The sequence below is a fragment of the Priestia sp. YIM B13551 genome (assembly GCF_042787905.1).
Classification (GTDB): Bacteria; Bacillota; Bacilli; order Bacillales; family Bacillaceae_H; genus Priestia.
Window position 1 is genome coordinate 631410 of sequence record NZ_JBHZOX010000001.1, and the last position, 15690, is coordinate 647099.

The 15690-nt window shown below is 38.6% G+C and carries 13 protein-coding genes; 3 read left to right on the plus strand and 10 right to left on the minus strand.

The genetic code is table 11. The annotated features are described in order from the left end of the window. The 10 genes from ACFX4N_RS03275 to ACFX4N_RS03320 all read right to left on the minus strand — a co-directional run bounded on the left by ACFX4N_RS03275 (position 1) and on the right by ACFX4N_RS03320 (position 11449). Positions 1 to 1527, minus strand: coding sequence for an aldehyde dehydrogenase family protein (locus tag ACFX4N_RS03275; RefSeq protein ID WP_192100440.1), 1527 nt, complete (start codon positions 1525 to 1527; stop codon positions 1 to 3). Beyond that, the gene (locus tag ACFX4N_RS03280; RefSeq protein WP_192100441.1) at positions 1511 to 2839 is read right to left on the minus strand and encodes a lyase family protein; all 1329 of its coding nucleotides are present in this window, start codon (positions 2837 to 2839) and stop codon (positions 1511 to 1513) included. The genes ACFX4N_RS03275 and ACFX4N_RS03280 overlap by 17 nt, the downstream gene beginning before the upstream one ends. A 23-nt stretch (positions 2840 to 2862) precedes the next feature. Beyond that, positions 2863 to 4296 (minus strand): aldehyde dehydrogenase, encoded by a 1434-nt coding sequence (gene aldA / locus ACFX4N_RS03285; protein ID WP_235567296.1) that lies wholly within the window; start codon positions 4294 to 4296, stop codon positions 2863 to 2865. A 23-nt stretch (positions 4297 to 4319) separates the two neighbouring features. Then, on the minus strand, positions 4320 to 5465 hold the full coding sequence (locus ACFX4N_RS03290) for a mandelate racemase/muconate lactonizing enzyme family protein (RefSeq protein WP_192100442.1): 1146 nt from the start codon (positions 5463 to 5465) through the stop codon (positions 4320 to 4322). 209 nt (positions 5466 to 5674) lie between these two features. Further along, complete coding sequence (locus ACFX4N_RS03295) at positions 5675 to 6610, minus strand: ABC transporter substrate-binding protein (protein ID WP_057273128.1); 936 nt, start codon at positions 6608 to 6610, stop codon at positions 5675 to 5677. 18 nt (positions 6611 to 6628) lie between these two features. Then, entirely contained in the window at positions 6629 to 7975 is a 1347-nt protein-coding gene (locus ACFX4N_RS03300) for a sigma-54-dependent transcriptional regulator (RefSeq protein ID WP_192100443.1), read from the minus strand. 5 nt (positions 7976 to 7980) lie between these two features. Then, entirely contained in the window at positions 7981 to 10107 is a 2127-nt protein-coding gene (locus tag ACFX4N_RS03305) for a sensor histidine kinase (protein ID WP_192100444.1), read from the minus strand. Between the two features lie 211 nt (positions 10108 to 10318). After that, positions 10319 to 10441, minus strand: a complete 123-nt coding sequence (locus ACFX4N_RS03310; protein WP_013056948.1) for a YjcZ family sporulation protein — start codon at positions 10439 to 10441, stop codon at positions 10319 to 10321. A gap of 188 nt (positions 10442 to 10629) precedes the next feature. Next, positions 10630 to 11142: a GNAT family N-acetyltransferase gene (locus tag ACFX4N_RS03315; protein WP_013056947.1), complete on the minus strand. Its 513-nt coding sequence runs from the start codon at positions 11140 to 11142 to the stop codon at positions 10630 to 10632. Positions 11143 to 11224: 82 nt separating this feature from the next. Then, complete coding sequence (locus tag ACFX4N_RS03320; RefSeq protein ID WP_029321624.1) at positions 11225 to 11449, minus strand: YczF family membrane protein; 225 nt, start codon at positions 11447 to 11449, stop codon at positions 11225 to 11227. Between the two features lie 146 nt (positions 11450 to 11595). On the opposite strand from ACFX4N_RS03320, the gene ACFX4N_RS03325 reads away from it, so the two are divergent. The 3 genes from ACFX4N_RS03325 to ACFX4N_RS03335 are packed head-to-tail and all read left to right on the plus strand — an operon-like array spanning position 11596 to position 15555. After that, positions 11596 to 13218 carry a spore germination protein gene (locus ACFX4N_RS03325; protein WP_063671512.1) on the plus strand — a complete coding sequence of 541 codons (1623 nt, stop codon included), beginning with the start codon at positions 11596 to 11598 and terminating at the stop codon, positions 13216 to 13218. After that, entirely contained in the window at positions 13208 to 14431 is a 1224-nt protein-coding gene (locus ACFX4N_RS03330; protein ID WP_192100445.1) for a Ger(x)C family spore germination protein, read from the plus strand. The genes ACFX4N_RS03325 and ACFX4N_RS03330 overlap by 11 nt, the downstream gene beginning before the upstream one ends. Positions 14432 to 14451: 20 nt before the next feature. After that, positions 14452 to 15555 carry a GerAB/ArcD/ProY family transporter gene (locus tag ACFX4N_RS03335; RefSeq protein WP_192100446.1) on the plus strand — a complete coding sequence of 368 codons (1104 nt, stop codon included), beginning with the start codon at positions 14452 to 14454 and terminating at the stop codon, positions 15553 to 15555. Positions 15556 to 15690: the final 135 nt, after the last annotated feature.

Sequence of the window (15690 nt, forward strand, 5' to 3'; positions counted from 1 at the left end):
TTAATAAGCCATCCATATTGCTTTTATTTTTGTGTAAGATTGAAGAGAATGAATCGCATATTCTTTCCCCCATCCGCTTTGTTTCCATCCTCCAAATGGGCTAGCAAAATCATAGCAGCCGTATTTATTGATAAAAACCATGCCTGCTTCTAGCTTTTTGGCTACACGATTGGCTCTTGACACATCTTTTGTCCAGAGTCCAGCTGCTAAACCATAAATCGTATCATTCGCAATTTGCACCGCTTCATCTTCTGTATCAAACGGAATTACACACAGTACAGGACCAAAAATTTCTTCTTGTGCAATGGTCATTTTATTATCAACATCTGCAAAAATAGTAGGACGGATAAAATACCCGTGCTTATTATCTCCACTCATATCGCGCTCTCCGCCTGCTGCTAGCGTAGCTCCTTCACGTATACCGCTCTCGATATAGTGTAAGATTGACTGCATATGAGATTCAGAGACTTGGGCGCCTTGATCTGAATCAGGATCAAAAGGACTGCCGCACTTGTAGCTATTTGCATAATCTATTAACTTATCAACTACCTGCTCGTAAATGTCACGCTGTACTAACAAGCGAGTAGGCGCTGAGCATTTTTCTCCTTTATGTGTAAACAAGCCGTAAAAAGAACGTTCAATCGCAGCATCCAAATCGGGTGCATCGCTAAAGATGATATTTGGTGATTTCCCTCCAAGCTCAAGGGTCACAGGCTTTAAATTAGAGTCCGCAGAATCATGAACCAACTGTTTGCCTACTCCTGTGCTTCCGGTAAAAGATACTTTATCAACTCCCATATGACGGCTGATATGAGAACCGATCGATCCTTTTCCTAAAATTAAATTTAAGACACCTAGCGGTAAGATGTTTGCTTCATCGATAATTTCCACTAAACGAATCGCAGAAAAAGATGTGGTGCTAGACGGCTTTAAAATAACGGTGTTGCCCATCGCTAGAGCCGGCGCTAGTTTCCATGCGGCCATGTCGATTGGAAAGTTAAATGGTACAATTTGACCGCATACGCCGATCGGATCGCGCGTTGTATAACTCACAAAATCTCCTTCCACCGGATTGTTTTCACCATAATATTTATCCGTCCAGCCAGCGTAATACTCAAATAAATCCGATGCTTCTTGTACATCATCATTGTACGATTCTGTATAAAGCTTGCCGTTATCAAGAGACTCCAATGTTGCGAGTTCTGCTTGATGTTTTTTAATTAAGCTGCTTATTTCTCTTAAAATTCGCGCGCGTTCTTTTCTTGTAACGCTTGGCCAAGGACCGTGGTCAAACGCGTGTCTAGCTGAAGCTACTGCTTCATCGATATCTTGTTTTGCTGCACTTTGAATTTGGCCATTAATTTCTCCGTTTGCAGGGTTAATAGAATCGATTAGTTCGCCGCTTGAACTCTCTTTCCAATTGCCGTTGATATAGAGTTTTTTAGGCTCTTTCAGCCACTCTTTCGCCCACAACAATGCAGGTTGTTCCATTCCTTTAAATAAGGTTTTTTCATTTAGTTTTGTCATATTCACGTTCCCTCCATTTTTTGAATCCTTCATAGCCTGTCTTTTTTAAACTATCTGCAACACGGCTGTAGCCATGTTTTTCTTTCATTTCCACAACAAGCGGAATAAACGATTGAGAAAGCTGGTGACAGCGCTCTGAATTGGCTGATAAATCTTGCACACAAAAAGTCGCAAAATTCCTTACAGCTCTTGTTAAAAACTGAATGCTATCTAAAATATTAATTCCAGCAGCTCCTTCAAATACATTTAAATTCAATTCTCCATGTTCAAGGGCAGCTTGAACGGTTCTGTCATATCCTAACACTTGAAAACAGCATTGAATCAACGTTTCAGGTACGACGGGATTGACTTTGCCCGGGAAAAATGAGGAACCTGCTTGAATAGACGGCAACTGAATTTCGCCAAAGCCAGCTTCTGGTCCGGAAGACAGCAGTCTTAAATCTTTAGCAAACTTTATAAAAGATGTAGCCAGCTGTTTTAATTCGTTCGAAACATTAGCAAGATCATCAATATTTTGTGCCGCATCAAATAAATTGGGGCGGTGGTAAAGCTGCATGCCAGATAGGCGAGCCAACTGCTGAACGACTTTACTTCGGTATATCTCTGATGCTCCTATCCCAGAACCAATAACCGTACCTCCAAGATTAACAGCGTGCAGGTCTTCTACAGCTCTTTTTAAATAGTGCGTACGCCGTGAAAGAACCGCTTCATATCCGCTGAATATATCACTAAGCGAAATACTCATCGCATCTTGCAAGCAAGTCCTTGCGATTGTCACCACAGGCTGGAACTCTTCAATCTTTTTTTGAAGAATAGAATGAAGATGCTCCATTTCTTTTTCTAAATAATGATAGCTTTTAATAATCGCAATTCGGATAGCGGTATGACACACATCAGAAGTTGATTGAGATGCATTTACATGTTCAATAGGATGAATGGGAAGATGAGGTGGGCACTGCTGGTTTATCCAGCCTGCTATTACTTCATTCACATTCATATTCGTCCCGATACCGCCTCCGCCGTGCAGCACATCAATCAAAAAATGATGTTGATAAGCGGTGCTTTGCAATTGGTCACATGCATTTGATATGGAGTCTCCTATTTCTTTTGGAATTACTCCAGCTTCTACGTTTGTTAAGGCAGCTGCTTTTTTTACGGTTAACAGTGCATGCACGTAGTCCGGATATTCATGCAATCTTTTATTAGAAAATGATAAATTCTCAATTGTCCTGGCCGTGTGAATGCCATACAAAACCTCTGCTGGGAGCTCAACTTTTCCAAAACTATCTTCTTCCACACGCGTTTTCCCCACCTGTGCTCACCTGCTTTTTAAAATTAAAATTTCATATAAACTGTTTTTACCTGTAAAAATTCTTCAAATCCATGCTTGCCATCGTCTCCGCCGATTCCCGATTGCTTCCAGCCGGAGTGATAGCCTTGATATGCTTCGCCCTGCTGGCGGTTGACGTATACTTCACCGCATTCTAGCTGCGTAGTTAGCTCCATCACATAGCGATAGCTGGATGTATATACATTAGCGGTTAATCCATATTCAGAATCGTTCGCTAGATTAATTGCTTCTTCAAGTGATTCAAACGAAATAATGGGAAGAACGGGTCCAAACACTTCTTTTTGCACGATATTCATTTGTTGCGTACACTGATCTAATAGCGTTGGCGGATAAAAGCTTCCTCCTAATTCCTCTAGCAAATATCCTCCGCATAATACAGCGGCTCCTTCTTCTACGGCCTCAAGTACCATTCGATGAACGCGGTTCGCTTCAGATTTGTTAATGAGACAGCTCATTTCTGCATCTGGATTAGCCAAACCATCTTTTACTTCTACATTTTGAAACGCTTTCAATAGTTTAGTAGTAAACGCTTCTTTTACACTTTTATGAACGTACACACGCTCAGTGTTATTGCAGACTTGACCGGAGTTAGCTAACCTGCCTCCCTTGATTGCTTCGACCGCTAAATCAATATCCGCATCTTCCATTACAATAGCAGGTGCTTTTCCGCCTAATTCAAGTGATGTACGAATCATATGACGAGAACATTTTTCCATAATACCTTTTCCTACTTTAGTACTTCCCGTAAATGTCACCATGTTTACATCAGGAGATGAGGTTAACGTTTCTCCCACAATGTCATCCATACCTGTCACAATATTAATAACACCTTTTGGAAAGCCGGATTGATGAATGCACTCCGCTAATGCTAAAGCAGATAAAGAAGATTTTACGCTCGGCTTGACCACAACCGTATTACCTGCGACAAGCGCCGGTACGATTTTTCTCATCAGCACATAAATCGGAAAATTCCAAGGTACAATTACCACGACTACGCCAAGAGGCTCTTTATAAGAAATAATCTTCTCCTTTACGTTATCGCTGTCTACTACGTGACCTTCAATGCGTCTTGCCCACTGAGTTTGGTATTGGCCAAGCTCTGCTCCGTAAAACACCTCTGATTTCGCTGCATTTAAAGGTTTTCCCATTTCCTGTGTAATAGCTGTTCCGATGTGTTCAATATGTTCTTCTGTTTTCATGTTCGTTAAAAATTTTTTAATTTGTTCAGCTCGGTCATATGAAGGACGAAGCTTCCACTCTTTAAAAGCTTGTTTAGCGCAATAAACAGCGTGCTCTGTTTCTTCTATACTGCAGGAAGAGACTTGGGCTACGACTTCACCCGTTCCTGGGTACGTGATATTCATTTGATTGCTGCCTTGAACAAATTCTCCATTTATATAAGCACTATATTTCTTCACTTTGTGTTCACCCTTTATAACAGTTAAATAGAAACTGTATTTTTTTCACCTACGTAGAAATGATTAATTTCGTACTGTTTTAAAGCTTCTTCATCAAGATCGATGCCTAAACCCGGCTTTTCTGGCGCTACTAAATAACCATCTTTGTCGATCATAAGCGGGTTTTGCTGAATATAATCTCTCCGTTCGTTAGACCATGCTGGAGGATCATAAGGAAATTCCAAATATGGACAGTGACTGACCGCCGCTGCTAGGTGTAAATTTGCCAGTAAACCAATGCCGTTTGTCCATGTATGCGGGCTGAACCAAGCGCCGCTTCCTTGAACAAGATCCGCAACTTTTTTCGTTTGCGTAATTCCTCCTGATAATGCTACATCCGGCTGATAAACGTCTAATCCATTTATTTTGTTTAACTCTCTAAAGTCATGCATATGACGGTTCATCTCTCCCCCTGCGATTCGAATACCTACTCGATCTCGAAGTTTTGCCATCAGTTCAAACTGATGAGAAGGCAGAGGTTCTTCAAGCCAAAACACTTTCAGTTCTTCAAGTTCTTTAGCTACTTGATAGGCCATTTTTAAGTCCCACGTCCGTTCAACGTCCCACGGCATTTTCCATCCTTGATTTGCGTCAACCATAATCTCTAGCTTGTCACCAACGGCTTTTCTGACCGCTTCCACTACTTGAATATCGTCTTTTACATCTTTGTGATGAAAACGAATTTTCATAGCCTTGAAACCTTGCTCTACAAATCGAATCGCACGCTCCGCACGTTCTTCAGGAGTCACGATTTCTCCCGTTGAAGCATAAGCGAGAAGCTTGTTAGATCGGGCTCCAAGCAATTTATAGACGGGCTGTTTTGTTGCTTTACCCATCAAATCCCATAGAGCTAAATCAAGCGGCCAGCATCTGCCATAGTGAAAATCTATATTTTGAATCACTTGTGCATGTCGTTCAATGGCAAAAGGATCTTGACCGATAAACAAATGTTCATGTCCTTCAAGCCCCATCATTAAATCTCCTGATCCGACTCCCGTTATTCCTTCATCCGTATGTACATAGACAACGGTAGAAGCAAACTTTTTGCGGGGCTCAGGGTCCCAAGCTGCTTTAAAAGGCGGATTTAAAGGCAGTAAATAATGTTTGATCTCTATTCCCGTAATTTTCATTGAATACTAATCTCCTTACGTTTCAGCATTTTTACTTTCACTTATATCTATTGCAAGATGCGTGCCAAGTTCAAATGGCTGATGTAATCGCTACTTAATAGAAAACAAAAAATAAATTGTAGAAAATTCACACAATTTACTGTAGAAATTTTCTACACTCTACAATAAAAAAAGCTGCACAATGTGCAGCTTTTAATGTTTTGTATCTATCAAGGAGTAAGCAAGTGATTTTCTAGTAAAAATTTATAGGCAACATCTGATACGTCTTTGTGTAAAATATCAACTTGATAATTCAGCTCTACCATCTTTCTATTCGTTAGTTTACTTGATAGTTCATTTAAAGTGGAAACGACAGACGGATAACGGCTTGCTAACGATTGTTTTACTACCGGAGCCGCATAATAAGGCGGAAAAAGAGATTGATCTTCCTTTAGTAACACAAGGCCGTATGCTTGAATTCGACTATCAGATATCATTCCAATCCCTACGTCTACTCTGCCTTCTTTCACTGCTAAAGGAATAATTTCTGAATCGATTCCAATGATTTCAGTTGAAACGGACTTTAACTCATAGTTATTAGCTAATTGCGACAAGCCGTCTTTTCTTTTTAGAAATTCATTGTTTGTAGCTATTTTCACTTTTTTATTTTGCTTTTTTATGTAGGAAATCAAGTCAGAAACAGAGTTTAAATGATGATCCTTTGCAAAAGATCGGTTAACTAAAACTCCCCAGCTGCTGTTAAAATGGCTAGGATGCAGCCACGTTAAGTGTTTTTTCTCATCCGTTTCTTTCACCAGCTGATACAACTTTTTTTCATTATAGACCGGCTCTTGGTTTTGATGCACAATTCTTGCCGTACTCGTATATTCCCAGTACATATCAACATAGCCCGCCAAGCTTGCTTTTCGAATAGAATTGCTGTCTAAAAAGCGTCTTTCATTCACAGTAGCTCCTTGTTCTTTTAATAGAAGCGCGGTCATTTTCATTAGTAGATATTGCTCGGTCATGGATTTCGACCCAACTGTAATACTAACAGAATCGAGAGGCTTCTTTTCTTCTCTAAGAGGGGTAGTACTGGGCTGCTGACATGCTCCCAGGACTGTAAAACACAGTACTAGTAAGCCGAATATTTTACGATAGGTCATTTCTTTCATATCCTTTTTCTAAAATTTAAGACCCATTTTTTTCATTTTATAAATTAACGTATGACGAGCAATTCCTAGTTTTTGAGCTGCTTTCGTTTGATTGCCTTTCATTTCTTCAAGAGCGTTTTTAATCATTTCTTCTTCTACTTCACCTAATGCATGTGATAAATTTGTTTGTTTTGCTTTTATCGGCTGATTCTTATATGAATGAGACCCTTGCTTATTAAAAAGATACGTTAAATCGGAGAGCTCAATTGTTCCATGCCGTTTTAAAATATGAACTCTTTCAATCGCGTTTAACAGCTCACGAATATTTCCCGGCCAATCATAAGAAATTAGCTGTTGAAGTGCCGCGTTTGAAACAGCAAGCGTCTTATTGTATTTTGTATTTAACTTTATAATGTGATGATGAATGAGCGGTTCAATGTCTTCTTTTCGGTGCCTTAGAGGAGGAATGGTGACCTCCATTAAATTTAATCGATAGTATAAATCTTCCCGAAATTTCTTTTGTTCTACTAATTGTTGAAGCGGTTTATTTGTAGCTGAAATAATTCGGACGTCCAAGGATTCATACTCGTTGCTTCCGAGCTGCATTACTTTTTTTTCCTCGATCACATGCAATAGCTTTGCCTGCATGCTTAACGAAATTTCTCCAATTTCGTCTAAGAAGATGGTACCGCCATCCGCAGCAGAAAACTTACCTTTTTGAGAAGAAGCAGCCCCTGTAAAAGCTCCTTTTCTGTAGCCAAACAGCTCACTTTCAAGAAGGGCTTCCGGTATGGCTGCGCAGTTGATAGCGACAAAAGGATTATTTTTTCGATGACTCTGCTCGTGTATCCATTTAGCCATCGCGGTTTTACCTACTCCGCTTTCACCTAGAATTAAAATGCTGGCGTCTGTATCTTTTACGTACTCCACCATTTCAACTAACTTGTTCATTGCTGGGCTTTTTGAAATAAAGTCTTTGTCTTTATCTTTTTCCATCACCGCATCCGATTGCTTGCCCGTACATAGCGAAGCAATAATATTTTTTAGTTCTTCAAGTTCAATAGGCTTATTCAAATAATCAGCAGCCCCTATTTTCATAGATTGCACAGCGCTCTCAACATTCCCGTATGCAGTAAGCATGATTACTTTTGATTGCGTTACCTCTTTTAACTTCTTTAATACATCGATCCCCGTCATATCCGGAAGCATATAATCTAGTATCACGACATCTATATCCAGCGTTTTAGCCATTTGGATTCCTTTTTCTCCGGTATATGCCGCGTGCGTATGAAAACCAGATTTCTGAAGCTTTTTGGCTACCAGCTTACAAAGGTTCTGTTCATCATCAATCATTAACACACTGCACTTATTCTCCATGTTTTTTAGCCTCCTTTTGTATTTTTCTGTTTGGGAAAACGGCATGTAATGGTTGTCCCTTTGCCTTCTATACTTTCAATAAATAATTCTCCTCCATGTTCTTTTACAATATCTCTTGCAATCGTTAACCCTAGTCCTGAACCTGTTTCTTTCGTGGAGTAAAAGGGATTAAACAGCCACTCTAAGTCCTGCTTGTTAATGCCTGAACCAGTATCTTCTATATAAACAACCACATATTCTTCGTTCTTATTCATAGTTTGAATGGAAGCGATAATATACCCGCCCTCATCCATTGCTTCCATTGCGTTTAAGACAATGTTTAAAAATACTTGAATCAATTGATCATAGACCCCTGCAATCAAACATTTTTCTTCAAAGTCTTTTACAATGCTAATGTTTGCTTCATTACACTTTAAACGCAGTAAATGAAACACTTCTTCTAACACTTGTACAAGTGACACTTCTTTCTTTTCCTTTTGACTCATGTTTGCAAAATTAAGAAAATTATTTGTGATCTCTTTGAGACGGTTTACAACGATGAATACGTCCGCAGCAAGCTCTTTTACTTCTTCTGAGCAGGCGCTTTCTTCCGCTTCATCTAGCAAAAGTTCAGCTGATCCCGATAAAATGGCTAGAGGATTCTTTATTTCGTGGGCAATTCCTGCCGTAATTTGTCCAATAGACGCTAGCTTATCACTTTGCTGCAGCCTTAGCTGTAACTGCTTTATTTCGGTAATATCTTGCATAACCGCGATAATCCCCATCACTTCACTTGTGTCGGTATAAAAAGTAGATGTCGTAACTTTAACAATTCTTTTTCTGCCGTCTGAATCGAGAATATAGCTTTCTATCTCTTCCATGTCTTTCCCAGATGCCAATGTGTGAAGCAAAATAAAATCTACGCTTTCAGATTTTATTGGTAAATCTTCTAAGTTAACACCAATCATGTCCTGACGCTGAAAAGCAACCATTCTTTCAAACTGCTGATTCACGTATGTAATTTTACTCTTCGGGTCAATTGTAATAATTCCATAAGGAATTCCCTCTAATACATCGTGAAGGTATCTCTCACTTTGCTCAAGCATTTTTTGTTTTTCGTAATTGCTGTTTCCCATTTCAATAATTGTACGTGTCAATATACTCAACTCATCATCCCTTGCCGGCGCTTCTTTATTTAATGGCACGAACGTTTGAGAATTCCGGTACGTTTTTGCATAGCTTGTAAGCTTTACAATTGGCTGTAAAATATTTTTGATGCCTAACCATATAAAAAATAAAGCAAGCAGCAATATACTAATAAAACTAACGCGCAGTAAAAGAGATAATTTATGTAAAGGTGAAAAGGCTACGTTAGTCGGTACACCGTAAACCAAGTTCCAGCCTTCTTGGTTCGTTTGATAAGCTGCTAAACTCTCTTGTCCATTATGATTTATTTGAGTATAGCCAGAAACGTTTGGTATTTTGTCTACTGAAAACTTCTTGTTAAGCTGCTTATCGCTTGTAGATGCGATGACATTTCCTTTGCGATCCGTTAAAAAACCGAAGTGTCCTCGTGACAGGCTGACGCTTTTTAACACCTCTGATAAATAATCCCGGCTTAGTTCTGCAACAATAATTCCTTTAAATTCTTTATCATTAGTAAGAACGGGTACAGAAATGGTTACTACTTTTTGATGACGATAATTTTGAATAAGATCCGATAAAGCGTACGTATGTGTCCAATACACCTGGGTAAAATTAGGGTGATGATACATTAAATTGTTTTGACTTGAAGCAAAAGGTGTTTCAAACTTTACGCGTTTTTGTTCATTGATATAGTAAATGGAATGAATAACTGAACTTTGTGAATTTGCTTGTTTAGCTCGGTTATACATTCTATTTATGTTAAGATCTGACTCTAGCCCCTCTCCTGCAATAAGCTGCAGCTGCGAAGCTACATGCTCAATTTCTGAATTCAGCCTTTTAGCTATAATATCTTTACTTGCAATGTTTTGAACCTTTACATCTTCTTTAATAATTTTGCTTGCATAGCCCGTAATGATGTAATAAATGATGATGCCCGGTACAATTAAAATAACCGTAAATAAAAGAAGATATTTAGTTGTAATACTTTTTGAAATAGGAAAGTTCACCTTATGCCCTCTCTTTTTTGTTTGCTATCCCATAAATGTAAGCGTTATTATCCGTATTAAAAGTATAGCAGATATCACTCGTGATAGGGTCTTTTAATTGTTCAACCGTTCATCATAGCTGCTAATGAGTAAGTAATTTTCTTAGAAACTAACGGGCTTTTAAAACACAAAAAAGCCTAAAGAAATTTCTTTAGGCTATTCAGTGATATAATTAGCAGCCGTAGCCGCCACCGTAACCACCGCTATAACAACTACATCCGATAATTACTAATAGAATAAATAATACAACTAATAAAGCGAAACCAGAACCAAATCCACATCCAGCATTAGACATACAAGCACTCCCTTTCAACGTAATTTTCTGTTGCTAAAACAAAGAAGGTTCAAACATGGGGTGTTTCTCATGGATAGGTTATTGTATGTCTGCCTAGACGTTTTGGTTTGCTGTTCTGCTCATTTTTTTAAAATTGGGCTTGTTTTCGTCTTTATAACTCGGAAAATGCAATTCCGTAAAAGTAAAGCTCATTTCCACTCTTCCTTTAAAATCGCGTAATAATATTCATCCCACCATCCTTTTTCAGTTGGAATACATTTTTTAAAATACCCTTCTCTTCTCATCCCGATCTTCTCCATAACACGATAAGAAGACGTATTCTCAGGTTGACAAGTAGCAATAATCCGATGCAGTTTCATTGTGTTAAAGCCATAGTCCACTATTGCTTTTGCCGCTTCTGAAGCATATCCTTTCTGATGATAGAGAGAATTAAATACCCAGCCAATTTCATAAGTATGGTTGCCAAAATAGTTAAAAAAGACGATATGACCAATTAGAATTTTTTTGTTTTTTAATACAACTGGAAAATTTTTAACATTTTCTTTCATATTTTCATTTAAAAATTTCTTCGCATCAGTCTTACTAAAAACACCTTCTGGTATATACTTCATGACATTAGCATCAGATGTATATGCGTAGACATCTTGCCAATCTTCATATTTAAATTTGCGTATTAGTAATCTTTTAGTCTCAATGTTCATGTGGTTCTCCCCTATCTCAAAGCTATCTTTCTATACGCTTGTTTCGATAGTGAAGATATAAAAACCTCTTTGCACCAAGTTACTATTGCTTTTGTTGACGCTTCTTTAAAACAAGATAAAGTGACTCTGCGAAAAAGAAAAACAAAAGAGAAAAAAGGACAAATAATTCGGCCACTTCCATTACACGAAACGGGCTTAAAGCATTGTATAGTGCCTGCAGTACGTTTGTTCCTTGAAAAAGATCAATTCCTACAGAAAGAGCGATCACAGATCCAAATAGCAGCAGGCTAACTCCAATAATTTTCATCATTTTCTCTCCTCACCTAATCATTACTTACCTCATAGGGTCGTCATTTTTATTTACCGTCATGCAAAAGATATTTTGTTAAAAATTACATAATTATACGGTTTTTGGTCAAATTAATAAAAACTATAGTAAGGGTGCTTTCATTTATGCCTTCGTTCTTTAAAAATCAAAAATCTAAAAATAAACTCCAACCTCAGGCAGATCAAACAAACAACGAACAAACAGTGTCTTCTCTTAAGAATCTGCTGTCTGAAAACCTTACCCTCATTAAAGAGAAAACTGGAAACAGCTCAGATATTGTGATTCGTCATTTTAAAATAGGCGTCAATAACAGCTTGGCTGCTGCTATCGTCTACATAGAAGGGATTGTAGATAATCAGGCTATTCAAGATTACTTACTGCAGTCTCTTATGAAAGATAATCAAAAAAACGACCTAAACGATCAAAATGCATTAGAGTTAATTTCCGAAGACATCGTAACAATGGGTAACGTATCGTTTGCAGACAACTGGAATGATTTACTTTCTTCTTTAATGTCAGGTGACAGCCTTCTTATTGTCGACGGCATAAACCGCGTACTCAGCGTGAGTACACAAGGCGGTGAAAAGCGTGCCATTGCAGAATCTACTACCCAAATGGTAGTGCGAGGACCAAAAGGTGCCTTCACTGAGTCTATTGGCACAAACTTAGCTATGGTGCGCCGAATTATTAAAACACCCGACTTATGGCTAGAGTCGATGAAGATTGGCCGGGTAACTAAAACGGATGTCACTCTTATGTATATTCATGGCATCGCAAACGATAAAGTTGTAAAAGAAATTCGAAAGCGATTAAAAAACATTGATATTGATAGTATTTTGGAATCAGGTTATGTTGAGCAGCTAATTGAAGATCAAACGGTCACTCCTTTTCCAACTATTTATAATACAGAAAGACCCGATGTGGTGGCGGGTAACCTTTTGGAAGGAAGAATTGCTATTTTTGTGGATGGAACTCCTTTTGTACTTATCGCTCCAGCGTTGTTCATTCAATTTTTCCAATCGGCTGAAGATTACTACGCACGCTTTGATATTGCGACGTCCATTCGTCTTTTGCGGGTGTTTATGTTTATGATTTCACTTATCGCTCCTGCTACGTATGTGGCGGTTACGACATTTCATCAAGAGATGGTACCCACAACGCTTATTGTAGCTCTTGCGGCACAGCGAGAATCCGTTCCATTTCCCGCGTTCGTGGAAGCTTTTTTTATGGAAGTCACCTTTGAAATTTTGCGTGAAGCAGGGATTCGTTTACCAAAAGCTATCGGCTCTGCTGTATCGATCGTTGGAGCTCTTGTTATTGGGCAAGCAGCGGTCCAAGCAGGGATCGTCTCACCAGCTATGGTTATTATTGTATCGATTACAGCCATTGCTAGCTTTGCCACACCGTCTTTCGATATGGCTATTTCAGCGCGTTTAATTCGTTTTTTATTTATATTAGGAGCGGCTACATTCGGTTTCTATGGCATTATCCTTATTCTTTTAATGGGGGTTGGACACCTGTGCAGCTTACGTTCATTTGGTGTTCCTTACATGACGCCATTAGCACCCTTTATTCCTGTAAGCAATGAAGATACATTGCTTCGGTTACCTTGGTGGACGATGAGAAGAAGACCTAAATTAATTAGTGATAACAAAGTTCGTCAAAGCAAACATCAAAAGCCTGAGCCTCCTTCTTCAAGAGGCATGATTAATCAGGAAATGGAAGAAGATGATCAAAATGAAACGTAAAAGTTTATTTTTACTGGTAATGACCATAATGATGGTATTGCTTACTAGCTGCTGGAGTAAAAAAGAGTTAACGGACCTTGCATTTGTATCGGCAATGGGCATTGATAAAACGAAAGACGGGCGGTATGAGCTTACCTTTCAAATTATTAACCCGGGAAATGTAGCTGGCTTACAAGGGGGCGGCGGTACTCAAAGTCCGCCTGTTACGATCTATTCCGCTTCCGGTGATAATTTAGTTGAAGCAAGCAGACGCGCTTCAGCTAGAATTTCCCGAAGACTTTATTATGCCCATACCAACTTAGTCGTGATCGGAGAAAAACTAGCGCGTGAAGAAGGAATTAACATTCTTATTGATTCTATTGATCGCGATCCTGAGTTTCGAATTACGACTTCCTTAGTAATCGCAAACCAATCAAGTGCTGCTGATTTGGTAAAAGCACTAACGCCTGTCGATAAAATTCCAGCAAACAAAATTATGAAAACGCTGGAGTTCACTCAAAGAAAATGGGGAGAAAACCTAAAGGTTTCCTTTCAAGAAGTGATGAGATCTCTCGAATCTCCCGGAGGAGAAGCGCTAGTATCGGGTTTTCGTTTAGTTGGAAATCCTCAACAAGCAGAAAAATTAGATAATCTCCAGCAAAGCGCACCAGAAGCTACCCTTCGTGCTTCTGGCATTGCTGTTTTTAAAAATGGAAAGTTAATCGACTGGTTGTACAATAGTCCAGCCAGAGGCAGTGTTTGGATCCTTGATAAAATACAAGGAACCGATATTAATGTAGATTGGAAAGGAAAAAAAGAAGCGCTTGCCTATCAAACAGTTCGTCAAAAAACGAATGTATCTGTAAAAGTGATAAAAGGAAAACCTTATGCGTCCGTTCATACTCGTGTAGAAGGCGATCTTGGAGAAGTGGAGGTCCCTGTTGATACACGTCAACCTGCTGTAATCAAAAAAATGGAAAAAGCTGCAGGTAAAGAAATAAAAAAAGAATTACAAACGGCTATTAAACAAGCTCAGACAGACAAAGTTGATATCTTTGGATTTGGAGAAGCGCTGGAACGCACGCGCCCCAATCAGTGGGAAAAACTCAAATCAGAATGGGATGACGTTTACTTTCCAAAATTAGATGTAGACGTTACGGTAGAAGCTTATATTCGCCGAACAGGTCTGCGCAATAAATCATTTCTTTCTAGCGTAAAAGAAAAACAACACTAAGACAAGGAGGTACTGGGTATATGGAAAAAGCAAAAATTAGCGCCACTCAATTATTTATTCTCATGGTTTTATTTGAACTGGGAAGCGCTCTATTAGTCCCTCTTGCAATGGGAGCGAAACAAGATGCGTGGCTAGCTATTTTAATTGGAATGCTGTGCAGCTTTTTTTTCTTCTTAATCTATCATAAACTCTATTCCTACTATCCGGACCTCCTGCCTACAGAGTATATGCAGAAAATTTTAGGTAAGGTACTAGGAACACTTCTTGCCTTCATATATATTGTGTATTTTTTATACGATGCATCGCGAGTTCTAAGAGATTTCGGAGAGATGCTTCTTACTTTTGCTTATCCGGATACGCCTTTATTTATTGCCAATGCTTTATTGATGCTGGTCATTATCTATATAACCCGAAAAGGAATTGAAGCAATAGCGAGGTCAGGAGAGCTTCTGTTTATTTTTATGTATTTTCTGGCTATTGCAGGCTTCATCTTAATTATTAGCTCAGGATTAATTGATTTTAAGAACTTACAGCCGGTATTAAAAGAAGGAATACTTCCTGTTGCCAAAGTTGCTTTAACCGAAACGCTGTATTTCCCTTTCACAGAAGCTATTGTATTTACCATGCTTCTGCCTTATTTAAGCAACCCTAAAAAAGCAAATGTCACCATGCTATGCGCAACGGGATTAAGCGGAATTAATCTAATTATTACGATGATCATTAACATTAGCGTGCTTGGAGTTGATTTGACGACAAGATCACAGTTCCCTCTTCTGAGTACTGTCCAAACAATCCAAGTAGCTGATTTTTTAGAGCGTCTAGATGTATTTTTCATGTTCGCTATGGTTATTGGGATTTATTTTAAAGTTAGCATCTTGTTTTATGCTTCTATAATAAGTACAGCTACTTTATTTAAAATTAAATCTCCTTCACGTCTGGCATATCCTTTAGGCATCATTGTGTTGTTTTTGTCGATTACGATCGCTAGTAATTTTCAAGAGCATCTTTATGAAGGATTGCACGTAGCAAGATTTCTTTTACATATGCCACTTTTTGCTGTCGTACCTATACTGCTTCTGCTTATCGCATTTTTTAAGAATAGGAAGCGGCAGCAGAGACAATAACAATAAATTTGCAGTTAGTGAGGTGATTTTCGTGTATATATGGTTTTATGATCATTTTGTTAATACCATCTTATTTCCGCTTACTTGTATCATACTAGTGTGCCTATCATTAGGACTGTATGCATACGTTAAGCT

Excerpts from the sequence above, each read along its gene's own strand:
- ACFX4N_RS03275 (WP_192100440.1), bottom strand. The coding sequence starts at position 1,527 with ATGACAAAACTAAATGAAAAAACCTTATTTAAAGGAATGGAACAACCT.
- ACFX4N_RS03290 (WP_192100442.1), bottom strand. The coding sequence starts at position 5,465 with ATGAAAATTACGGGAATAGAGATCAAACATTATTTACTGCCTTTAAAT.
- ACFX4N_RS03295 (WP_057273128.1), bottom strand. The coding sequence starts at position 6,610 with ATGACCTATCGTAAAATATTCGGCTTACTAGTACTGTGTTTTACAGTC.
- ACFX4N_RS03300 (WP_192100443.1), bottom strand. The coding sequence starts at position 7,975 with ATGGAGAATAAGTGCAGTGTGTTAATGATTGATGATGAACAGAACCTT.
- ACFX4N_RS03310 (WP_013056948.1), bottom strand. The coding sequence starts at position 10,441 with ATGTCTAATGCTGGATGTGGATTTGGTTCTGGTTTCGCTTTATTAGTT.
- ACFX4N_RS03315 (WP_013056947.1), bottom strand. The coding sequence starts at position 11,142 with ATGAACATTGAGACTAAAAGATTACTAATACGCAAATTTAAATATGAA.
- ACFX4N_RS03320 (WP_029321624.1), bottom strand. The coding sequence starts at position 11,449 with ATGAAAATTATTGGAGTTAGCCTGCTGCTATTTGGATCTGTGATCGCT.
- ACFX4N_RS03325 (WP_063671512.1), top strand. The coding sequence starts at position 11,596 with ATGCCTTCGTTCTTTAAAAATCAAAAATCTAAAAATAAACTCCAACCT.
- ACFX4N_RS03330 (WP_192100445.1), top strand. The coding sequence starts at position 13,208 with ATGAAACGTAAAAGTTTATTTTTACTGGTAATGACCATAATGATGGTA.
- ACFX4N_RS03335 (WP_192100446.1), top strand. The coding sequence starts at position 14,452 with ATGGAAAAAGCAAAAATTAGCGCCACTCAATTATTTATTCTCATGGTT.